Below are 20,600 nucleotides of genomic sequence, written 5' to 3'. Positions count from 1 at the left end.
CTGCGCGTAACACATAAAGCGAATGGTGGGTGATGACGGGATCGAACCGCCGACATTCTGCTTGTAAGGCAGACGCTCTCCCAGCTGAGCTAATCACCCTTCACTTTCGGTGTGGGGCGCATTCTATAGCAATTTTTCGTAATGTCATGATTTAAATGCAATTTATTCAAAATATTTTGCCTTCGACCCTGCGAACCCCGCAAAACCGGCGTTTTGGGCGCAAACGCGAGTCTATTGCGTTTGCACAAGCCTTGGCCCCACAATTAACAATTATTCTCAATAACACCTGAGTCGCGCCTTATGTCTGTGGGTGAACCGCCGTTCCAACGGGAGATTACCGAGCTGTACAGCGCGCATCATGGCTGGCTGTTCACTTGGTTGCGCCGAAAACTGGGCTGTACCCACAATGCTGCCGACGTGGCGCAGGACACCTTTGCACGGATTCTGCACGCACGGGAGTCGGTGACCGGCATCCGCGAGCCCCGCGCCTATTTGAGCACCACCGCCAGGCGGCTGATCATCGACCAGGCCCGGCGCAAGCAGATTGAGCACGCCTATCTTCAGGAATTGATGCTGACGGTGGAAACCCTGGAGGGTTTCCAGTCGCCGGAACAGATCCACACCACCCTGGAAGCCCTTGAGCACATCGCTTTCATTCTTGAAGGCATGCACGACAACGTGCGTCAGGCGTTTGTGCTGTATTACCTCGAAGACCTGACCCAGCAGCAAATCGCCCGTCAGCTGAAATTGTCGGAACGTACAGTACGCAAGTATTTGATCCAGGCCCTGCTGCATTGCAGCCACAGCGTGGATATCTGAACCGCCCATGCCCGACGCCCGCCAACAGATCGACGAACAGGCCGCCGAATGGATGATTCGCCTGCACGAAGGCGAATTGAGCGAGGCCCAGCGCCAGGCGTTCGAGCGCTGGAAGCTGCAAGGACCGCAGCACGCAGCCTCAGCGGCGCGCATGGAAGACGTGATTGCGCGGATGCAGGCCCTGCGCGGGCAAAAAGCACCGGCGCGGGCGGCCTTGAGTGCGGCCTTTCCTCGGCAGGGGAAAGCTCGCAAAAATTACGTCCGCGCGTTGGTATTGGCCTGCTGCCTGGCCCTTCCCGCCGCGGCGCTGCTCTACAGCCCTTACCCGCAACAGTGGATGGCCGATGTGCACAACGGCCCCGGCGAATGGAAAACCCTGCGCCTGGCGGACGGCTCCACGCTGACCTTGAACGGCATCAGTGCGGCGAACCTGCATTTCGACAGCCGGCAGCGGCGCATCGAATTGCTGCAAGGTGAGATCCTGGTGGAAGTGGCCCACGATGGCGACCGTCCGTTTGTGGTGCAGACGGCCCAGGGCACCCTGCGTGCGTTGGGTACGCGGTTTGTGGTCAGGCGCGAGGGTGACGTCACTGTGCTGAGCATGCTCGAATCCCGCGTTGCCGCCCAAAGCGCGAACGGGCAGCAAACGCTGGAAGTGGACGCAGGCTCGCAGGCGCGACTCAACAAGGATGCCGTGCGCCTCTCCGGCAGCATCGATACGGCGAGCATCAATGGAGCCTGGCGCCGCCATCAACTGGTGGTGGATAACCGGCCGCTACCGGAAGTGCTGGATGAGATCGCCCGACACCGTTCGGGCCGCTTGCAGTTCGATCGAGCTGCACTGGCCAGTCTCAAGGTCTCGGCGGTACTTCCCCTGGATGACACCGACCGCACCTTGCAGATGCTGGCTCAAACCCTGCCGATCACGCTGAAAACCTTTACGCCGTGGCTGATGATCGTCAGCCCGGATACCGAGAACAAAAAATAATTATCCAAATTGTTTCCGCTTTGTTTAAAGCTACCCGTCAAGGAAGGTATATCGATAACTAAAGGACTGCCATCGTCATGCCGCTCCCTTCCAAACCCCGCAGACGCCTGCTGAGCAGCGCGCCGCTGACCCTCACACTGCTCGCGACGACGTTGTTGAATATCCACGTGGCACAGGCCGACACGGTAAACGTCGCGGCCCAAGCCTACGACATACCCGCAGGGCCGCTGGGCGCCACACTTAACCAGTTTGCCCAGCAAGCGGGCGTGGCCATTGTGTTCCAGTCCCAGAACCTCCAAGGGCTGAATGGGCCAGGGCTGAAAGGCACTTATAGCGTGGACGCAGGGTTCGACAGGCTGTTACAGGGCAGCGGCTACCGCGTGATCAAAGGTGACCAGGTGTACGCGCTGGAAGCCAACCCCGCAGCCACCGACGCTATGGAGCTGGGCCCGACCCAGGTAAGCACCAACCAGTTGGGCAACGTCACTGAAGGCACTGACTCCTACACTCCCGGCAGCATCGCCACTGCGACGCGGCTAGTGTTGACCCCCAAGGAAACCCCGCAATCGGTGACCGTCGTCACCCGCAAGCACATGGATGACTTCGGCCTGAACAACGTCGATGACGTGATGCGCCACACCCCGGGCATTACCGTGTCGGCCTTCGACACTGATCGCACCAACTACTATGCCCGCGGTTTCTCCATCAACAACTTCCAGTACGACGGCATTCCTTCCACCGCGCGCAACGTCGCCTATTCGGCGGGCAATACCCTGAGCGACATGGCGATCTATGATCGGGTCGAAGTGCTTAAAGGCGCCACGGGCCTGCTGACCGGTGCCGGTTCGCTGGGTGCCACGATCAACCTGGTGCGCAAGAAACCTACGGCTGATTTCCAGGGCCATGCCAGCCTCGGCGCGGGCTCCTGGGATAACTACCGCAGCGAGCTGGATGTCAGCGGCCCGATGACCGAAAGCGGCAACGTGCGTGGCCGGGCCGTGGCGGCGTATCAGGACAAGCGCTCGTTCATGGACCGTTACTCGCGCAAAAGCCCGGTGTACTACGGCATCATGGAATTCGACCTGTCCCCCGACACGATGCTGACCGTGGGCGGCGACTATCAGGACAGCCTGCCCACCGCCTCGAGCTGGTCCGGCAGCTTCCCGCTGATCAACGCCAATGGCGACCGCAACAGCGTAAAGCGCTCCTTCAACAACGCCGCGAACTGGAGCAGTTGGGAGCAATACACCCGCACCGCCTTCGCCATGCTCGAGCATGACCTGGGTAATGGCTGGGTCACCAAGTTGCAACTGGACCACAAGATCAACGGCTACCACGCGCTGATGGGCTCGATCCAGGGCGATGAGCCACGGGCAGATGGCACCGCCAAAATCACCTCGGGCAAATACACCGGGGAAACCGTCAGCGATTCCGCCGACCTGTATGCCAGCGGCCCGTTCAGCCTGGGCGGCCGCGAGCATGAACTGGTGGTGGGCGGTTCCATCGGCATTTCGGACTGGAACGGCAAGGGTTACTGGAACCTCACCCCCAACATGGTGGACTTCAATAACTGGCATGGCCACGCCACCCAACCCGATTGGGGCGCGCCGCAGCAATATACCGACGACACCATTCGCCAGACCGGCGCCTATATGACGACACGCCTGAACCTGGCCGATGACCTGAAGCTGTTGCTCGGTGGCCGCGTGGTCAATTACCACCTGACCGGCAACAACCCGTCCTACCGCGAGACCGGACGCTTCGTACCGTACGTCGGCGTGGTCTACGACCTGAATGACACCTACTCGGTCTATGCCAGCTACACCGATATCTTCATGCCCCAGGAGAACTACAACCGCGACCGGCAAAACCAGTTGCTTGAGCCAGACGAGGGCCAGAACTACGAGCTGGGGCTGAAGGCGGACTTCTTCAACGGGCGCCTGAACGCCAGCGCGGCGTATTTCGAGGTCCATGAAAACAACCGCGCCGTTTCCGACGATGACTACAACAACCTGAAACCGACACCACAGAACTACGCCTACAAAGGCACCAAGGCCGTCACCAAGGGCTATGAGCTGGAAGTGTCCGGCGAGCTGAGCCCGGGCTGGCAGATTCAGGCCGGCTACACCCACAAGGTGGTGCGTGACGACCAGGACCAGAAGATTTCAACGTTTGAGCCTGAAGACCAGGTCAAGCTGTACACCACTTATAAGCTCAAAGGCGACCTGGACAAGCTGACCGTCGGCGGTGGCGTGCGCTGGCAAAGCGTGGGTTGGCAGGACATCTACAACAACCCCCATGGCGGTTATGAAGAATTCTCCCAGGAGGCGTACTGGCTGGTGGACCTGATGACCCGCTACCAGATCACCAAGAACGTGTCGGCGACACTGAACGTCAACAACATCTTCGACAAGTCCTACTACACCAACATCGGCTTCTATAACTCCGCCGCTTATGGCGAGCCACGTAACTTCATGGTCACCACCCGCTGGGATTTCTGAACCCCATAAAAAACGCCCCCGATCACGGCACATGATCGGGGGCGTTTTCCTGACTGGTGGTTTTAGCAAATCCCAGACAGCAAAAAGCCCGCTCAATGAGCGGGCTTTCCGTGGTACCTGGCGTTCAGCGTTCCAGGTGACCGAATATGGCGCAGCGGACGGGACTCGAACCCGCGACCCCCGGCGTGACAGGCCGGTATTCTAACCGACTGAACTACCGCTGCGCGTAACACATAAAGCGAATGGTGGGTGATGACGGGATCGAACCGCCGACATTCTGCTTGTAAGGCAGACGCTCTCCCAGCTGAGCTAATCACCCTTCACTTTCGGTGTGGCGCGCATTCTACGGAGCGACCCATGGTCTGGCAAGCACTTTCTTAAATAATTTTTTTCAGGCCTTCCAATGGCTTAGCGAGGGTTGGCCTATGACGCCATGAGGAGAATAATGCCCCCCTTTGTATATAAGGAGAGACTCACCCCATGTGGTTCAAAAACCTGCTTATCTATCGCCTGACCCAAGATCTGCCTGTTGATGCCGAGGCGTTGGAAACTGCACTGGCCACCAAACTGGCGCGCCCTTGTGCAAGCCAGGAGTTGACCACTTACGGTTTCGTCGCCCCTTTCGGTAAAGGCGAAGACGCGCCACTGGTACACGTCAGCGGTGATTTCCTGCTGATCGCTGCGCGCAAGGAAGAACGTATCCTGCCGGGCAGCGTGGTGCGTGATGCGGTGAAGGAAAAGGTCGAAGAGATCGAAGCCGAGCAAATGCGCAAGGTCTACAAAAAGGAACGCGACCAGATCAAGGATGAAATCATCCAGGCCTTCCTGCCGCGCGCGTTTATCCGTCGCTCGTCGACCTTCGCCGCGATCGCGCCGAAACAGGGCCTGATCCTGGTGAACTCCGCCAGCCCGAAACGTGCCGAAGACCTGCTGTCCACCCTGCGTGAAGTGATCGGCACCCTGCCGGTACGTCCGCTGACCGTGAAAACCGCGCCAACCGCCATCATGACCGACTGGGTCACCACCCAGAAACCGGCCGATGACTTCTTCGTCCTCGACGAATGCGAACTGCGCGACACCCACGAAGACGGCGGCATCGTGCGCTGCAAGCGCCAGGACCTGACCGGCGAAGAGATCCAGCTGCACCTGACCACGGGCAAAGTCGTGACCCAACTGTCCCTGGCCTGGCAGGACAAGCTGTCCTTCATGCTGGACGACAAGATGACCGTCAAGCGCCTGAAGTTCGAAGACCTGCTGCAGGATCAGGCTGAACAGGACGGCGGCGACGAAGCGCTGGGCCAGCAGGACGCCAGCTTTACCCTGATGATGCTGACGTTTGGCGACTTCCTGCCGGCATTGGTGGAAGCACTGGGTGGCGAAGAAACCCCACAAGGCATCTAAAGCCTTGTGAAGATCAAAATGTGGGAGCGGGCTTGCTCGCGAAAGCGTCGTTTCAGTTGATATCTTCCTGGCTGACACACCGCATTCGCGAGCAAGCCCGCTCCCACATTTGATCGCATGCGCACTTCCAAAATCGAATAACAAGGACCAACCCCATGCGCGCACTCGCCGCCTTGAGCCGTTTCGTCGGCAATACCTTCGCCTACTGGGTGCTGATTTTTGCCGTGGTTGCGTTCCTGCAACCGGCCTGGTTTATCGGTCTGAAAGGCGCCATCGTGCCGCTGTTGGGCCTGGTGATGTTCGGCATGGGGCTGACCCTCAAACTTGAAGATTTCGCTGAAGTCGCGCGCCACCCGTGGCGCGTGGCATTGGGTGTGGTCGCGCACTTCGTGATCATGCCCGGCGTGGCCTGGCTGCTGTGCCAGGTCTTTCACCTGCCGCCGGAAATTGCCGTCGGCGTAATCCTCGTCGGCTGCTGCCCGAGCGGTACGTCCTCCAACGTCATGACCTGGCTGGCCCGGGGCGACCTGGCGCTGTCGGTGGCCATCGCCGCCGTCACCACCCTCCTCGCCCCGCTGCTGACGCCCGCACTGATCTGGCTGCTGGCCTCGGCCTGGTTGCCGGTGTCGTTCATGGAGTTGTTCTGGTCGATCCTGCAAGTGGTGCTGCTGCCGATCGTGCTCGGTGTGGTGGCGCAGCGGTTGCTCGGCGCCCGGGTACGGCACGCGGTGGAGGTGTTGCCGCTGGTGTCGGTGGTCAGCATCGTGGCGATCGTCGCCGCCGTGGTGGCGGCCAGCCAGGCGAAGATTGCCGAGTCGGGCCTGCTGATCATGGCGGTGGTGATCCTGCATAACACCTTTGGTTTCCTGCTGGGTTACTTCACCGGCCGCGTGTTCGGCCTGCCACTGGCGCAACGCAAATCCCTGGCGCTGGAAGTGGGCATGCAGAACTCCGGCTTGGGCGCTGCCTTGGCGAGTGCGCACTTCTCGCCACTGGCGGCTGTGCCGAGTGCGCTGTTCAGCGTCTGGCACAATATTTCCGGGGCGTTGTTGGCGACGTACTTCCGGCGGATGAGCGAAAAGGAAGATCGCGAACTGTTGGCGAGCAAGTCAGAAACTTGATCACCTGATCAATATTCGGCACTCTAGCGGGCTTCGCGGGGACGACCTCGCGACGCTATCGCGCGATCAAATCAGGGGACGACCCCACCTAAGAAGGGAGGTCATCATGTCCTGGATCATTCTGTTTTTTGCCGGACTGTTTGAAGTCGGCTGGGCCGTCGGGCTGAAGTACACCGACGGTTTCAGCAAGCCACTGCCCACGGCCCTGACGATTGCCGCCATGGCCGTCAGCCTCGGCCTGTTGGGGCTGGCCATGAAGGAACTGCCGCTGGGCACCGCCTATGCCATCTGGACCGGAGTCGGTGCGGTGGGCACGGTGATTGCCGGGATTATCCTGTTCGGGGAGTCCATGGCGTTGTTTCGCCTGGCCAGTGTGGCGTTGATTATCTGTGGGCTCATTGGACTCAAGATCAGCGCTTAGGCACCAGATCGTTCCCACGCTCTGCGTGGGAACGCATCCTGTGACGCTCCGCTTCACGACTCTAAAAGCGGACGCAGCGCGTCCTCGGCGGCATTCCCACGCAGAGCGTGGGAACGATCAACTACCTGACACTCCCGCGCAATTCCCCCACCACCCCATGCAAGGCCTCGGGCGTCGCCGCCTCTACCGTCACCGGCGCGCCGGCCACCAAGGTCACCCGCGACCAGATCCGGTGAAAGAAGCCCTTGTTCGGATCGCGACTGAAGAAACTCCCCCAAAGCCCCTGCAACGCCATCGGAATCACCGGCACCGGTGTCTCTTCGAGAATTCGCGTCACCCCTCCGCGGAACTCGTTCATCTCGCCATCGGAGGTCAATTTGCCTTCCGGAAAGATGCACACCAGTTCACCGTCCTTCAGGTAGTGGGCGATGCGCTGGAACGCCTTTTCGTAGATCTGGATGTCCTCATGCCGCCCGGCAATCGGAATCGCCCCGGCAGTGCGGAAGATAAAGTTCAGCACCGGCAAGTTGTAGATCTTGTAGTACATGACAAAGCGAATCGGCCGACGCACCGAACCGGCAATCAACAGCGCATCGACAAACGACACGTGATTGCACACCAGCAATGCCGCGCCCTCGTCCGGGATCAGCTCGAGGTTTTTATGCTCGACCCGGTACATGGAATGGCTGAGCAGCCAGATCATGAAACGCATGGTGAACTCGGGCACGATCTTGAAGATGTAGGCGTTGACCGCGATGTTCAGCAGCGACACCACCAGGAACAACTCGGGGATCGACAGCTTGGCCACGCTCAGCAAGACGATCGACACAATTGCCGAGACCACCATGAACAGCGCGTTGAGGATGTTGTTGGCCGCGATCACCCGCGCCCGCTCGTTCTCGGCGGTACGCGACTGGATCAGTGCGTACAGCGGCACGATATAGAAACCGCCAAATACGCCGAGGCCGAGGATATCGAACAACACCCACCACGCCTGGCCGTAGCTCAGCACCGCGATCCAGTCGTTGGCCTGGACATTCTGCGCAAACCCGCCGGAATGCCACCACAGCAGCAGACCGAACACGGTCAAACCGAAGGAGCCGAACGGCACCAGACCGATCTCGACCTTACGTCCCGAAAGCTTCTCACACAGCATCGAGCCGAGCGCGATGCCCACCGAAAACACGGTGAGGATCAGCGTGACCACAGTCTCGTCGCCGTACATCCACTCCTTGGCGTAGGCCGGGATTTGCGTCAGGTAGATCGCGCCGACAAACCAGAACCACGAGTTGCCGACTATCGAGCGCGACACCGCCGGCGTCTGCCCCAGGCCCAGCTTCAAGGTGGCCCAGGACTGGCTGAAGATGTTCCAGTTCAGGCGCATCTCGGGGCTGGAAGCTGCCGCGCGGGGAATGCTGCGGCTGGCCAGGTAACCCAGCACCGCGATGCCGACGATGGCCGTGGAAACCACCGGCGCGTAATGGGTGGAGGACATCATGATCCCGGCGCCGATGGTGCCAGCCAGAATGGCGAGGAACGTGCCCATCTCCACCAGGCCGTTGCCGCCCACCAGCTCATCTTCGTGCAGGGCCTGGGGCATGATCGAGTACTTCACCGGCCCGAACAGCGCCGAGTGCGTGCCCATGGCGAACAGCGCCAGCAGCATCAGCTCCAGGTGGTTGAACATGAAGCCCACCGCGCCCACCGACATGATCACGATCTCGCCGATCTTGATCACTCGGATCAGCGCGTCCTTGTTGAACTTCTCGCCGAATTGCCCGGCCAGGGCCGAGAACAGGAAGAACGGCAGGATAAACAGCAAGGCACAGAGGTTGACCCAGATGGAGCGGTCGCCCTCGATGGTCAGCTTGTAGAGAATCGCCAGGATCAACGACTGCTTGAAGATATTGTCGTTGAACGCCCCAAGGGACTGGGTAATGAAGAACGGCAGGAAGCGCCGTTTGCGCAGCAAAGTGAATTGCGAGGGGTGGCTCATCGTCCGTGTTCCTGCGTGGCCTGAAGACTGTTATTGGTTTTTCCAGGCCACGACTTTACCTAATCCCGCTTACTTATTCGCTAGTCCTGCAATGCACGGCGAAACAAAAAGCTCACCTTTATAGGCACCTTGCACCGTGCGCTTGGCAACGATCAGCCACATCAACGCCAGCGCCGCCACCAGCACACTGCCGACGATACTGAAAAAGCCAAGGTGCAAGGTGCTCGCCAGTTTCAGCGTGGCCAGCGAGTACACGCCCAATGGGAAGGTGAAGCCCCACCAGCCAAGGTTGAACGGAATGCCGGCCCGCAGGTAACGCACGGTGATCAGCACTGCGATCAACATCCACCATAAGCCAAAGCCCCAAAGGGTGATCCCCGCCACCAGACCGATGCCGTTGGCCATCTCGCCAACACCGGGCAAGCCATTTGCTGCAAAGATCGCTGGAGCATCACCGCCCAACACCAACATGCCCAGGGCGCCAGTACCGATAGGGCCGAGGGCCAGCCAGCTCGACGCGGCCATATTGGCGTGGGGCAGTTTATGCAGGGCCATGCGCAGCATCAGTATGGTCAGGATGCTGAACGCCACCGGCAGGGAAAACGCCCACAGCACGTAGCTGGTCACCAGCATCACCAGTTGCGAATGGGCATCGGCAAGGTGCGGCGCCAGCAGGCCACCGCTGGCGGCGGCGACTTCAGCGGCCACCACCGGCAACAGCCACACGGCGGTCATCTGGTCGATACTGTGTTCCTGGCGGGTGAACATCATGAACGGGATCAACACCCCGCAGGCCAGGGCCATCGCCACGTCCAGCCACCACAGCACTTCGGCCAGTTGCACCACGCCATCACCCCAGCGCGGCAGGCCGAACACCAGGAAGCCGTTAATAATGGTCGCCAGGCCCATGGGAATGGTGCCGAAGAACATCGACACCGTGGAGTGCCCAAAAATACGCCGCGCCTCGTGGAAAAACATCACCCAGCGCGCTGCGTACAGCACGCTGAACAACACAAACAGGCCGATGGTAAACAGCCACAGCCCCTCGGCCACGGCGTGCAGCCCCGGCAGGTTGACCGGCAATTGCGCCAGCGCCAACGCCAGCACCCCGGTGCCCATGGTGGCGGCAAACCAGTTGGGGGTGAACTGGCGAATCACTTCCCGGGGACGGGCCAGGTGACTGAAGGGTTTCAAGCTGCTGCTGTGAAGCGTATTCGGGCAAGTCATGGTGTATTCCTCTTCCTCGCATGAGGTTGAGACCATGGTAGAACCGAATCGAATATCTATATAACGGGTAATATCTCTAACTGTTATCTGTTTCGTAGATATACGATTAAACGCTGCCTTCGGATTCAATCACCAGAATCCGCGCGGCCCCCTGTGGATGGGCCACATGCTCGGTGCCGACGCTGGCGTAGAAGATGTCACCGACGTGCAGCAAGACGATCTGCTCGGTGCCGTTCTCGCGATAGTGCATCTGCACCTGGCCGTCGAGCACCACGAACACCTCTTCCCCGTCATTCACGTGCCAGCGATACGGCTGGTCGGTCCAGTGCAACCGGGTGGTGATGCCGTTCATGTTGGCGATGTCCAGCGCCTCCCAGGCGCGGCTGCCGGTGAAGTCCTTGCTGCGGATGATCTTCATGTGTGAATCCCAAGGCGTACGGGTGGCGAATTATTACCGAATCAATTACCCGCCGTCGCCCCGCTCCGCGCCAAATCCTGCAATAGCAACGCCACCAGCGCGCCGAGCGCCAATACAATCAGCACCACGCCATAACCGTCGGTGGTGGCGATCAAACCGAAGGTGCGCGTCAAGTTGCCCGCCAACAACGACGGCACGCAGAACGCCAGGTAACTCAGCACATAGAACGCCGACATCAAGCCTGCCCGCTCATGGGGCAACGCCAACGGCAAGACGCTGCGCAGTGCGCCGAGGAATCCCGAACCAAAGCCTGCGCCGGCGATCAGCGTGGCCATGAAGAACAACGGCAGGCTGGCGCTGTGGACGGCCGTCAGGATCAGCGCGACCCCCACCGCCAGCAGCACAGCGCCCAACCGCAGGACCTTGTCTGCGGGGCGATTGCGCAGGCTGAAAATCATCACTGCCCCGCTCAACGTCAACACCGCGACCAGCCCGCCGCCGATCAGGTTCGAGGTGGACCCGGTCGCCGCCCGCACCAGCGAGGGCGCCAGGGACAGGTAAAAGCCACCCATGGCCCACACCGCTACATCCACCGGCAATGAGATCCACAACGCACGACGCGCCTGGGGTGGCACATGCAAGGTAGGCCACAGCGAGGCCAGCGCGCCAGGCATCCGGCTGACTGTTTCCGGCAGGCGCCAGACGTACAACGCCTGGAGGATCATCAACACGAGCAGGGTCCAGTAAATCAACGTGGTCGGCATCGGCGCGAACTCCACCAGCAGGCTGCAACCCATGGCGCCACAGGCCATGCCCAACAAAGGCGCTACGCTGTTGATCAACGGACCTTGCTGGCGGTCAGTGTCGAGCAGCGCGGCGCCCAACACGGCGGTGGCCATGCCGGTGGCAAAGCCTTGTACCGTGCGGGCGGCAATCAGCCAGCCGACGCTGTCGGCATTGATAAACAGCAGCATCGCCAGCATATCGAGGAGCAGCGCGGCAAAAATCACCGGCTTGCGTCCCAGATGGTCCGACAGAGAACCCACGGTCAGCAGGGCAGCCAGCAGGCTCAAGGCGTAGATGCCGAATACCAGGGTCAGCATTGCTGCCGAAAAATGCAGGCCTTCCTGATAGAGGTGGTACAACGGCGTCGGCGCGCTGGAGGCGGCGAGGAACGTGAGCAAGGTGATCGCGAGGAACACCAGGCTGGAACGATGGGAAGTAACGCTGGACATGGGCACGCTCCGCTAAAGCTAATATTTTGCTTTTGCGGAGTGTGCTACTGGATGGCGCTTAAAGCAAATTCTTTGTGTTAAGGTTTTACGCATGGCGATAAAAGAAGGCCTCCGCCCGGGGGGCCGTAGTGCCCGGGTTCAGGAATCAGTGCATTCGGCGGTGCGTGAATTGCTCGAAGAGCAGGACCGCTCCAGCGTGACCGTGCCGCAGATAGCGACGCGCGCCGGGGTTACGCCTTCGACTATCTACCGCCGTTGGGGTGACCTTGCTGCGCTGCTGGCTGATGTCGCCATGGCTCGTCTGCGTCCGGATAGTGAGCCGGCTAACACTGGCAGCCTGCGCGGAGACTTGCGGGCTTGGGGTGAGCAGTATCGCGATGAGATGAGTTCGGATCTTGGCCGGGAGATGATGCGCGATGTGCAATGCAGTCAGGCGCCGGGGTATTGCGTGGGGATTCTTACCGGGCAGTTGGAGGCGATCCTGGATCGCTATCCGGGCGATGCTGAAACTGCCCCCAGCGTGGATCGGCTGATCAACCTGATCGTCGCGCCCACCGTGTTTCGCAGTTTGTTTTCTACTGCGCCGTTGGAGGTTGAAGAGCTGCATGAGTTGATTGAGTTGGCGTTGGGGGGGTGAGGTGGTTTTTGGGTTTGGGTGTATATCCGTTGCTGCGGTAACGGCCGCCTATGGTTCCGCTCTTACAGCGGCTCACTTTTGAAAAGCGCAAAAGTAAGCAAAACGCTCTTGCCCCACCACTCGGCACCTCGCCTAGGCTCGGTTGCTTGTAAGATTATTTTCACCTGCTTCAGACCGTGGTGCCCTCAGATTTCAAGATCGTGAGTGAGCATGGGTCGAAGCAGGTTCTTTTCTAAACTAGTCCGAACGGTTGCCTGGGCGTAAAGCCCGATTCTGCAAGGTTGGACGTGAGGAAAACGCCATGGACCATGACTCTGCGTTCGTCGGAATTGATGTTTCCAAAAACAAGCTCGACTCATTCGTCAGCACTACTGGCCAAGTCGAGCAGTTTTTCAATACTCCAGAAGATATCCAGCGTTTAGCTAAGCATCTCAAGGCTCAGATGCCCGCTTTAGTGGTGCTGGAAGCAACTGGCGGATATGAGCGGCTTGCCGCTGCCGAGCTTTGCGCTGCTGGATTACCAGTCGTTGTTGTCAATCCCCGTCAGGTCCGTGATTTCGCTAAGGCTACCGGACGGCTGGCTAAAACCGACGCTCTGGATGCCCAGGTGATTGCGGAGTTTGCTCAGGCGGTCAAACCCGAAATTCGGGAGATGCCAGATGAACACGCTCGTGAACTGGCAGATCTACTAACTAGACGCCGTCAGCTTATCGATATGATCGTGGCGGAGGAGTCTCGACTGAAACAGGCGGTATTCAAGGCGCTTCGACGGGATATCAAGGCACATATCGTCTGGCTTCAAAAGCGTCTTAAAAGTACAGACGATGACTTGCACGAAGCGATCAAAGCTTCGCCGGCCTGGAAGGCCAATTATGATTTGCTGCGCGAGGTCTCAGGTGTTGGCAATGTGCTCGCACTTTCGCTGCTGGCGATGGTTCCTGAGCTAGGCAAAGTGAATCGCAAACAAGTGGCTGCATTGGTTGGTGTGGCCCCTTTTAACTGCGATAGCGGCCTGTACAAAGGACGTAGACGGATATGGGGTGGTCGAACTGAGGTGCGAAGTGTGCTTTACATGGCTGTCTTGTCCTCGAAGAGCCATAACCCGGTGATCGAGAGGTTCTACAACCGTCTGCTTGCTGCAGGGAAGACGAAGAAAGTGGCGCTGGTTGCATGCATGAGAAAGCTGCTGACGATCCTGAATGCGATGGTCCGAGATCAAAAACATTTCGCTGAAATGGCTTGAGATTCGACACGGTTGCTCACTCCGGCTTTGGACCGTGGGCCGCCGCGATGGGCCATCCTTGGCCCAGCGCGGCTAACCCGGCGTCCTGCCGGGTTACCCACGCTCCAAAGCCTGCGTTCGGCCAGCGTGGTTTAACGGGGCGCCTAAGATCAAGATCAAAAGCAAGAGCACAGCGGCCTACCGGCCGGCTTGAGTGTTGAAGAGCAAAATCAAAAGCTAAAGCGGGCACGGTCAAATGTGGGAGCTGGCTTGCCTGCGATGGCATCAACTGGGTGTACCTGATGCACCGAGGTGTCTGCATCGCAGGCAAGCCAGCTCCCACAGAAAAGCAGAGCTGCTTTCGCTCTGGCTCTGGCTTTTGATCTGGCTTCTAACACTCAAGCCGGCCGGTAGGCCGCTGTGCTCTGCTTTTGATCTGCTTTTGATTTTGATCTTCGGGCCCCGTCAACCACGATGGCCGCAAGTAGGCACGGTGGAGCGGGTAAATCGGCAGGGATGCCGATTTACCCGCGCCGGGCCATGGATGGCCCGTCGCGGCGGCCCGCGGAACCGGGCCGGAGTGCGGGCATGCCGAGCCTAGGCGAGGCACCAAGTGGTGGGGCAGAGACCTTTTGGTTACTTTTGGGGCGTTTGCCAAAAGTGACCCGCTGTAAGAGCGGAACCATAAGTAGCCGTTACCTAAATAACGGATATGTACCCCCCCAAAAATCCAAAAAAAACGGCCTCATCTGGAGGCCGTTTCTCATTACATCTAAACGCTTAGGTGCGCATCCCACGCCCACTCACCAGCAACCGCGCGCACCCCACATACAGCACCACCGTCGCCACCAACATAAACGTGATCGCCACACTGATCTTGATATCCGAAACGCCCAAGATGCCATAGCGAAACGCGTTAACCATATGCAAAACCGGGTTAGCCAACGACACCGTCTGCCAGAACGGCGGCAGCAAGGTGATCGAATAAAACACCCCACCCAGGTACGTCAACGGCGTAAGCACAAAGGTCGGAATAATCGAAATATCATCAAAGTTGCGCGCAAACACCGCGTTGATGAAGCCCAGCAACGAAAAGATCGTCGCCGTCAGCACCACCACCAGCAAGGTGATCCCCAGGTGATGCACCTGCAAATGGGTAAAGAACAAGGACAGCAGCGTCACGATCACCCCAACCATCAACCCGCGCAGCACACCACCCAGGGTGTAGCCGATCAGAATCGTATGGGGCGACACCGGCGACACCATCAATTCCTCGATGGACCGCTGGAACTTGCTGCCAAAGAAACTCGACACCACGTTGCCGTAGGAGTTGGTGATCACCGACATCATGATCAGCCCCGGCACGATGTACTCCATATAGGTGAAACCACCCATATCACCAATCTGCCGACCGATCAGATTGCCGAAGATCACGAAGTACAAAACCATGGTGATCGCCGGGGGCAGCAGGGTTTGCGGCCAGATCCGGGTGAAGCGCTTCACTTCGCGGTAGACGATGGTCTGCAGCGCGACAAGGTTGGGTTGCAGTTCCGAACTCATACCGCCACCTTCGCCAGATTTTTCTCCACCAGGGACACGAACAACTCCTCAAGGCGATTGGTTTTGTTACGCAGGCTCAGCACTTCGATGTTCTGGGTGGCCAACTGACCGAACAATGCGGTGATGCCCACGGCTTTATCCACCTGGACTTCCAGGGTGTGGCTGTCCACCAGGCGATTCGGGTAGCCGATCAACTGGGGCGCAACCGTCATGTCGTTTTTCAGGTCGAGCAGGAAGGTCTCCACATGCAACTGGCTCAGCAAGTTACGCATGCTGGTGTTTTCGACGATGGTGCCGTGGTCGATGATGCCGATGTTGCGGCACAGCTGCTCAGCCTCTTCCAGGTAGTGGGTGGTGAGGATGATGGTGATGCCTTTCTGGTTCAGCTCGGTGAGGAATGTCCACATCGAGCGACGCAGTTCGATGTCCACGCCCGCCGTCGGTTCGTCGAGGATCAGCAGACGCGGTTCGTGAACCAGGGCGCGGGCGATCATCAGGCGGCGCTTCATGCCGCCGGACAGGGAACGCGAAGGCACGTCGCGCTTGTCCCACAACCCCAGTTGGGTGAGGTATTGCTCGGCGCGTTCCTTGGCGATCTTCGGCGGGATGCCGTAGTAGCCGGCCTGGGTCACGACAATGTCGAAGGTCTTTTCAAACTGGTTGAAGTTGAACTCCTGGGGCACCACGCCGATGCTGCGCTTGAGCGCCGCCGGGGATTTGTCCAGGTCGTGGCCAAAGATGTTCACCGTACCAGTGGTCTTGTTGACCAGGGTGGAGAGAATGCCGATGGTGGTGGATTTACCGGCGCCGTTAGGGCCGAGCAAGGCGAAGAAATCACCTTCGGCGACGTCCAGATCGATACCACTCAGGGCCTGGAAACCGTTGCCGTAGGTTTTGGTTAACTGCCGGATGGACAGAGCGGAACTCATATCGGATTACGCACCAAAGAAGAGGAATAGAATTGTTACATGAGGGCGGACCGCACGGAATACAACGGCTGCGCGTGACAAGCATGGTGCTTGTCCGCGCCGCACAAGTACAGTCACCCGTATTAATAGTGGGTATCAGGTCAACGCGGTCATGACCGATTTCTGATAAGCCGGACGCTGGCGCAGGCGCTGGTACCAGGCTTCCAGGTTCGGCATCGACGGGCGTTCGATGGGCATTTCGAACCAGGCATAAATGAAGCTGCCCAAGGGGATATCGCCCATGCCGATCTCGCTGCCGGACAGGAAAGGTTGCGTCGCCAAGGCCTGATCCACCGTCTGCAATACGTCGATGCAAGCCTGGCGACCGGCGTTGATGGTGTCCCAGTTCTGCTTTTCGGCAGGGGTGCGAAGTACGCCCCAGAACACAGTCCTGAAAGGGTCGGCGAGGGTCGAGGTGGTCCAGTCCATCCACTTTTCGGCGTTGGCGCGGGCTTGCAGGTCGCTTGGGTACCAGTTCGAATCCGGCGCATGCTTGGCGGCCAGGTAACGCACGATGGTGTTGGATTCCCACAGCACAAAGTCGCCATCTTCAATCATCGGCACGCGGCCATTGGGGTTCAGCGCGCGGTATTGCGGCGTGTCGACCACACCAAAAGCCCCGCCCGCATCAATTGCCTCATAGTCCAGGCCGAGCTCCTCGGCGCACCACAGTGCTTTCCTGACGTTTGACGAATTTTTACGACCCCAGATTTTCAGCATGACCGCCCCGATTTTGAAAAAGATGGTTGGATGAATGCCGAGGCAGCATACGCCGGATCACGTCCGGCTTAAATCACTCTGCATGTCGCCCAAAAGAATCGGCATCTGCTCGCCAAACAGGTGCGGGTAACATTTCTGAATGTGAGCGAAGAAGAATTCCTCGGGCACCTCGGCGAATTGCCCATGGTCAGCCACGTACTCCATGGAACGCTGGCCCTTGCGGTTGAAAGCGTGGAAAACACTGTCGTGAATGCCGTCGAAATCCAGGGGTGGCACGTCGAACAGTTCACACAGTTGCTGGTTGAACGCGGGCGTGGCCTTGACCCAACGGCCATCCAGATACAGCTCGGTGTAGCCGTGCATGGCAAATACGTCACTTCTGAGCAGTTCGATCAAACGGGGCGTCGACAGGTGGTTGCGCACGTCGGCCAGGCCGATGCGTGCCGGAATCCCGCAGTGCCTTGCGCACGCCGCCAATAGCGTCGCCTTGGGTACGCAATAACTCTCGCCGGCCGCCAGGGCGAAGCTGCCGCTGAGGGTTTGCGGGTCGCGGCTGAAGGTGTAGGGGTTGTAGCGCACCGCCTCGCGCACCGCGTAGTAAAGACTGACTGCCTGGTCACGGAGTGCAGCACTCGAACCGCGATGTTTTTCGGCGAACTCCACCACCGCAGGGTGGTCACTATCGATGAAGCGGCCGGGATTCAAGTACGCATTCATGAGGTTAATCTCCGAGGCAAGCCTTGAGTCTAACCACAGGCCTGCACCTGGGATAACGACGATTCGGCCAAATGTCGGCGCTTGGTGCTGATCTTTGCCGGCACACCACGTAACACCCTCGTCACCGCGCTTTTTCGGATGCCGACTAAGCTCAGAGGTGATTTCGCACCTGGTTTCACGGAGGATTGAATATGCTGTTGTTGTGGATACTGGTTCTGGTGGTGGGCATTGCCTACCTGGCGCACCGGCGCATCGCGCCCCTGCCCGCCATCGGCGTGGTCGCCGTCTACCTGTTGGCGATGGGCGCCTTCAGCCACGCACCAGGCTGGTTGCTGCTGATCTTCTGGGTGCTGATCGCCGTGGTGGCCGCCCCGCTGCTGCTGCCGGACCTGCGCCGCAAGTACTTCACCGCGCCGCTGTTCAACTGGTTCCAGAAAGTCCTGCCGCCGATGTCCGAGACCGAGCGCGACGCCATCGACGCCGGTACCGTGTGGTGGGACGGCGAGCTGTTCAGCGGCCGCCCCGACTGGGACAAGTTGCTGGCCTATCCCAAGGCGCAACTGACCGAAGAAGAACAAGCCTTCATCGACGGCCCCACCGAAGAACTGTGCGCGATGGTCACCGACTGGGAAATCGGCCAGGCCATGGACCTGCCGCCCGCCGCCTGGGAACACATCAAGCAGCATGGCTTTTTTGCCCTGATCATCCCCAAGGAATTCGGTGGCAAAGGCTTCTCCGCCTACGCCCACTCCCAGGTCGCGATGAAGCTGGCAACCCGCAGCGGCGACCTCGCCTCAACGGTCATGGTCCCAAACTCCCTGGGCCCGGCCGAATTGCTGCTGCACTACGGCACCGATGAACAACGCAACCATTACCTGCCCCGCCTGGCCCGTGGCGACGATATCCCGTGTTTTGCCCTGACCGGCCCGCTGGCGGGCTCCGATGCCGGCTCCATGCCCGACACCGGGGTGATCTGCAAAGGTGAATGGGAAGGCAAGGAAACCCTCGGCCTGCGCCTGAACTGGGAAAAACGCTACATCACCCTCGGCCCGGTGGCGACCCTGCTTGGCCTGGCCTTCAAGGCCCACGACCCGGACCATCTGCTGGGCGATAAAGAAGACCTCGGCATCAGCCTCGCGCTGATCCCCACCGACACCCCGGGCGTTGAAATCGGCCGCCGTCACCTGCCACTGGGTGCCGCGTTCATGAACGGCCCCAACTCCGGCAAGGACGTGTTCATTCCTCTGGACTTCCTGATCGGTGGCCAGGAGATGCTCGGCAAGGGCTGGATGATGCTGATGAACTGCCTGTCGGTGGGCCGTTCGATTTCCCTGCCTGCGGTCGGCACCGGCGCGGCCAAGTTCACCAGCCTGGTGACCGGCCAATACGCCCAGGTGCGCGAGCAGTTCAACGTGCCGTTGGCGGCCTTTGAAGGTATCCAGGAAGCCCTGGCCCGCATCGGCGGCAACGCGTGGCTGATGGACAGCGCGCGAATGCTCACCGCCAATGCCGTCGACCTGGGAGAAAAACCCTCGGTGCTGTCGGCGATCCTCAAGTATCACCTGACCGAACGCGGCCGCGAGTGCATCAGCCATGCGATGGACGTGCACGGCGGCAAGGGCATCATCATGGGGCCCAACAACTACCTGGGACGCAGCTGGCAAGGCGCGCCGATCTTCATCACCGTGGAAGGCGCAAACATCCTCTCGCGCAACCTGATGATCTTCGGCCAGGGCGCCATCCGCTGCCATCCGTTCGTACTCAAGGAAATGGCCCTGGCCGGCCGTGAAGACCATGACCAGGCCCTGAAGGAGTTCGACGGCCTGCTGCTGCAACACATCGGGTTCGCCGTGAGCAACGCCGCCAGCACCCTGGTGCTGAACCTCGGTTTCGGCCACTTCGAAAAGGCTCCGGGCAACCGCTTGAGCCAGGGCTACTTCCGCGCACTCAACCGTCAGGCTGCTGCGTTTGCGATGCTGGCGGACCTGAGCATGATGCTGCTGGGCGGCGAGTTGAAACGTCGCGAACGCTTGTCGGCACGTCTCGGTGATGTGCTGAGCCATATGTACCTAGCGTCGGCAGCGCTCAAGCGTTATCACGACCTGGATTCGCCAGACCACCTGGAACCGCTCTTCGCCTGGGCCATGGAAGAAAGCCTTGGCCACTCCGAGCGGGCACTGGATGAATTGCTGACCAACTTCCCGAGCAAGGTGCTGGGTTGTCTGTTGCGGGTGATCGTGTTCCCGTTCGGCCGCCGTCATAAAGGCCCATCCGATGCACTGGATGCCGAGGTGGCCGCAGTGCTCGGTCGCGCCAAGGGTGACCCGACCCTGGAAGCGGTGCTGGCAGGCTGCTATCGCCCACAGTCCGTCGAAGATCCGGTGGGTGCCCTGCAACATGCCTACGACCTCTTGGCCGACAGCCATCCGTTGCAGAAAAAACTCCATGAAGGTCTCAAGAGTGGCCAGGTCAAACCGACCGCCGGCGAACACGCCATCGACGCCGCGCTGCATGCCGGCGTTCTGCAACCGGCCGAGGCGCAAACCCTGCGTGACGCCGAAGCAGCGCGACGCAAGGTGATCGACGTGGATGATTTCAGCAAGGAAGAGCTGACCCAGGCTGAGGGAAAAGTCCGCTGATCCCCGCGGT

Annotated in this window: 17 protein-coding genes and 3 tRNA genes; 9 read left to right on the top strand and 11 right to left on the bottom strand. The window is 59.8% G+C overall.

Translation table 11 applies throughout. The features are described 5' to 3' along the window. Nucleotides 1-23: 23 nt before the first annotated feature. Nucleotides 24-99, bottom strand: a tRNA-Val gene (locus D109_RS0130500). A 201-nt stretch (nt 100-300) separates the two neighbouring features. Here D109_RS0130500 and D109_RS0130495 point away from each other — a divergent pair. The 3 genes from D109_RS0130495 to D109_RS0130485 all read left to right on the top strand — a co-directional run bounded on the left by D109_RS0130495 (nt 301) and on the right by D109_RS0130485 (nt 4,308). Then, entirely contained in the window at nt 301-819 is a 519-nt protein-coding gene (locus D109_RS0130495) for a sigma-70 family RNA polymerase sigma factor (RefSeq protein ID WP_017480249.1), read from the top strand. 7 nt (nt 820-826) lie between these two features. Beyond that, nucleotides 827-1,807, top strand: coding sequence for a FecR family protein (locus D109_RS0130490; RefSeq protein ID WP_017480248.1), 981 nt, complete (start codon nt 827-829; stop codon nt 1,805-1,807). Between the two features lie 77 nt (nt 1,808-1,884). Next, nucleotides 1,885-4,308 carry a TonB-dependent siderophore receptor gene (locus tag D109_RS0130485; protein ID WP_017480247.1) on the top strand — a complete coding sequence of 808 codons (2,424 nt, stop codon included), beginning with the start codon at nt 1,885-1,887 and terminating at the stop codon, nt 4,306-4,308. A 147-nt stretch (nt 4,309-4,455) separates the two neighbouring features. On the opposite strand, the gene D109_RS0130480 is transcribed toward D109_RS0130485, so the two are convergent. Continuing rightward, nucleotides 4,456-4,532, bottom strand: a tRNA-Asp gene (locus tag D109_RS0130480). Nucleotides 4,533-4,551: 19 nt separating this feature from the next. Next, nucleotides 4,552-4,627: transfer RNA gene (locus D109_RS0130475), tRNA-Val, on the bottom strand. 161 nt (nt 4,628-4,788) lie between these two features. Between D109_RS0130475 and rdgC the strand changes: the two genes are divergently transcribed. The 3 genes from rdgC (at nt 4,789) to sugE (ending at nt 7,251) form a co-directional block, all read left to right on the top strand. After that, on the top strand, nt 4,789-5,709 hold the full coding sequence (rdgC, locus tag D109_RS0130470) for a recombination-associated protein RdgC (RefSeq protein ID WP_008430455.1): 921 nt from the start codon (nt 4,789-4,791) through the stop codon (nt 5,707-5,709). 155 nt (nt 5,710-5,864) lie between these two features. Further along, the gene (locus tag D109_RS0130465; protein ID WP_017480246.1) at nt 5,865-6,830 is read left to right on the top strand and encodes a bile acid:sodium symporter family protein; all 966 of its coding nucleotides are present in this window, start codon (nt 5,865-5,867) and stop codon (nt 6,828-6,830) included. A 106-nt stretch (nt 6,831-6,936) separates the two neighbouring features. Then, nucleotides 6,937-7,251 (top strand): quaternary ammonium compound efflux SMR transporter SugE, encoded by a 315-nt coding sequence (gene sugE / locus D109_RS0130460; protein ID WP_003190128.1) that lies wholly within the window; start codon nt 6,937-6,939, stop codon nt 7,249-7,251. A gap of 121 nt (nt 7,252-7,372) precedes the next feature. On the opposite strand, the gene D109_RS0130455 is transcribed toward sugE, so the two are convergent. From D109_RS0130455 to D109_RS0130440, 4 genes are all read right to left on the bottom strand, one after another. Beyond that, a complete protein-coding gene (locus tag D109_RS0130455; RefSeq protein ID WP_017480245.1) occupies nt 7,373-9,247 on the bottom strand; it encodes an MFS transporter in 1,875 nt (624 codons plus the stop codon). Nucleotides 9,248-9,316: 69 nt separating this feature from the next. Beyond that, nucleotides 9,317-10,474 carry a TDT family transporter gene (locus tag D109_RS0130450; protein ID WP_017480244.1) on the bottom strand — a complete coding sequence of 386 codons (1,158 nt, stop codon included), beginning with the start codon at nt 10,472-10,474 and terminating at the stop codon, nt 9,317-9,319. Between the two features lie 106 nt (nt 10,475-10,580). After that, on the bottom strand, nt 10,581-10,892 hold the full coding sequence (locus D109_RS0130445; RefSeq protein ID WP_017480243.1) for a cupin: 312 nt from the start codon (nt 10,890-10,892) through the stop codon (nt 10,581-10,583). Nucleotides 10,893-10,933: 41 nt separating this feature from the next. Next, nucleotides 10,934-12,127, bottom strand: a complete 1,194-nt coding sequence (locus D109_RS0130440; protein ID WP_017480242.1) for an MFS transporter — start codon at nt 12,125-12,127, stop codon at nt 10,934-10,936. 91 nt (nt 12,128-12,218) lie between these two features. On the opposite strand from D109_RS0130440, the gene D109_RS0130435 reads away from it, so the two are divergent. Both D109_RS0130435 and D109_RS0130430 read left to right on the top strand, forming a co-directional pair. Then, complete coding sequence (locus D109_RS0130435) at nt 12,219-12,764, top strand: TetR/AcrR family transcriptional regulator (RefSeq protein WP_017480241.1); 546 nt, start codon at nt 12,219-12,221, stop codon at nt 12,762-12,764. A 301-nt stretch (nt 12,765-13,065) separates the two neighbouring features. Beyond that, the gene (locus tag D109_RS0130430; RefSeq protein ID WP_017480240.1) at nt 13,066-14,007 is read left to right on the top strand and encodes an IS110 family transposase; all 942 of its coding nucleotides are present in this window, start codon (nt 13,066-13,068) and stop codon (nt 14,005-14,007) included. A gap of 759 nt (nt 14,008-14,766) precedes the next feature. Here D109_RS0130430 and D109_RS0130425 read toward each other — a convergent pair. The 4 genes from D109_RS0130425 to D109_RS0130410 form a co-directional block, all read right to left on the bottom strand. Beyond that, nucleotides 14,767-15,546, bottom strand: a complete 780-nt coding sequence (locus tag D109_RS0130425; RefSeq protein WP_003217229.1) for an ABC transporter permease — start codon at nt 15,544-15,546, stop codon at nt 14,767-14,769. Further along, the gene (locus D109_RS0130420) at nt 15,543-16,475 is read right to left on the bottom strand and encodes an ABC transporter ATP-binding protein (protein WP_017480239.1); all 933 of its coding nucleotides are present in this window, start codon (nt 16,473-16,475) and stop codon (nt 15,543-15,545) included. Before D109_RS0130420 ends, D109_RS0130425 begins: the two co-directional genes overlap by 4 nt. Nucleotides 16,476-16,610: 135 nt before the next feature. After that, nucleotides 16,611-17,234: a glutathione S-transferase family protein gene (locus D109_RS0130415; RefSeq protein ID WP_017480238.1), complete on the bottom strand. Its 624-nt coding sequence runs from the start codon at nt 17,232-17,234 to the stop codon at nt 16,611-16,613. A gap of 57 nt (nt 17,235-17,291) precedes the next feature. Continuing rightward, nucleotides 17,292-17,951, bottom strand: a complete 660-nt coding sequence (locus D109_RS0130410) for a transglutaminase family protein (protein WP_017480237.1) — start codon at nt 17,949-17,951, stop codon at nt 17,292-17,294. Between the two features lie 191 nt (nt 17,952-18,142). Between D109_RS0130410 and D109_RS0130405 the strand changes: the two genes are divergently transcribed. Next, nucleotides 18,143-20,590 (top strand): acyl-CoA dehydrogenase, encoded by a 2,448-nt coding sequence (locus D109_RS0130405; protein WP_017480236.1) that lies wholly within the window; start codon nt 18,143-18,145, stop codon nt 20,588-20,590. The last annotated feature ends 10 nt before the right edge of the window (nt 20,591-20,600 follow it).

Source organism: Pseudomonas sp. PAMC 26793, assembly GCF_000313235.1.
Taxonomy (GTDB): Bacteria; Pseudomonadota; Gammaproteobacteria; order Pseudomonadales; family Pseudomonadaceae; genus Aquipseudomonas; species Aquipseudomonas yamanorum.
The sequence above is the reverse complement of the archived record's forward strand: the minus strand, read 5'-3'. Positions and strand labels throughout refer to the sequence as shown.

What these genes read in the sequence shown, in the direction of transcription:
- D109_RS0130485 (WP_017480247.1), top strand. Translation starts at nt 1,885, where the DNA reads ATGCCGCTCCCTTCCAAACCCCGCAGACGCCTGCTGAGCAGCGCGCCG.
- D109_RS0130425 (WP_003217229.1), bottom strand. Translation starts at nt 15,546, where the DNA reads ATGAGTTCGGAACTGCAACCCAACCTTGTCGCGCTGCAGACCATCGTC.
- D109_RS0130420 (WP_017480239.1), bottom strand. Translation starts at nt 16,475, where the DNA reads ATGAGTTCCGCTCTGTCCATCCGGCAGTTAACCAAAACCTACGGCAAC.
- D109_RS0130465 (WP_017480246.1), top strand. Translation starts at nt 5,865, where the DNA reads ATGCGCGCACTCGCCGCCTTGAGCCGTTTCGTCGGCAATACCTTCGCC.
- D109_RS0130490 (WP_017480248.1), top strand. Translation starts at nt 827, where the DNA reads ATGCCCGACGCCCGCCAACAGATCGACGAACAGGCCGCCGAATGGATG.
- D109_RS0130435 (WP_017480241.1), top strand. Translation starts at nt 12,219, where the DNA reads ATGGCGATAAAAGAAGGCCTCCGCCCGGGGGGCCGTAGTGCCCGGGTT.
- D109_RS0130445 (WP_017480243.1), bottom strand. Translation starts at nt 10,892, where the DNA reads ATGAAGATCATCCGCAGCAAGGACTTCACCGGCAGCCGCGCCTGGGAG.
- D109_RS0130415 (WP_017480238.1), bottom strand. Translation starts at nt 17,234, where the DNA reads ATGCTGAAAATCTGGGGTCGTAAAAATTCGTCAAACGTCAGGAAAGCA.
- rdgC (WP_008430455.1), top strand. Translation starts at nt 4,789, where the DNA reads ATGTGGTTCAAAAACCTGCTTATCTATCGCCTGACCCAAGATCTGCCT.
- D109_RS0130410 (WP_017480237.1), bottom strand. Translation starts at nt 17,951, where the DNA reads ATGAATGCGTACTTGAATCCCGGCCGCTTCATCGATAGTGACCACCCT.
- sugE (WP_003190128.1), top strand. Translation starts at nt 6,937, where the DNA reads ATGTCCTGGATCATTCTGTTTTTTGCCGGACTGTTTGAAGTCGGCTGG.
- D109_RS0130495 (WP_017480249.1), top strand. Translation starts at nt 301, where the DNA reads ATGTCTGTGGGTGAACCGCCGTTCCAACGGGAGATTACCGAGCTGTAC.
- D109_RS0130405 (WP_017480236.1), top strand. Translation starts at nt 18,143, where the DNA reads ATGCTGTTGTTGTGGATACTGGTTCTGGTGGTGGGCATTGCCTACCTG.
- D109_RS0130455 (WP_017480245.1), bottom strand. Translation starts at nt 9,247, where the DNA reads ATGAGCCACCCCTCGCAATTCACTTTGCTGCGCAAACGGCGCTTCCTG.
- D109_RS0130450 (WP_017480244.1), bottom strand. Translation starts at nt 10,474, where the DNA reads ATGACTTGCCCGAATACGCTTCACAGCAGCAGCTTGAAACCCTTCAGT.
- D109_RS0130430 (WP_017480240.1), top strand. Translation starts at nt 13,066, where the DNA reads ATGGACCATGACTCTGCGTTCGTCGGAATTGATGTTTCCAAAAACAAG.
- D109_RS0130440 (WP_017480242.1), bottom strand. Translation starts at nt 12,127, where the DNA reads ATGTCCAGCGTTACTTCCCATCGTTCCAGCCTGGTGTTCCTCGCGATC.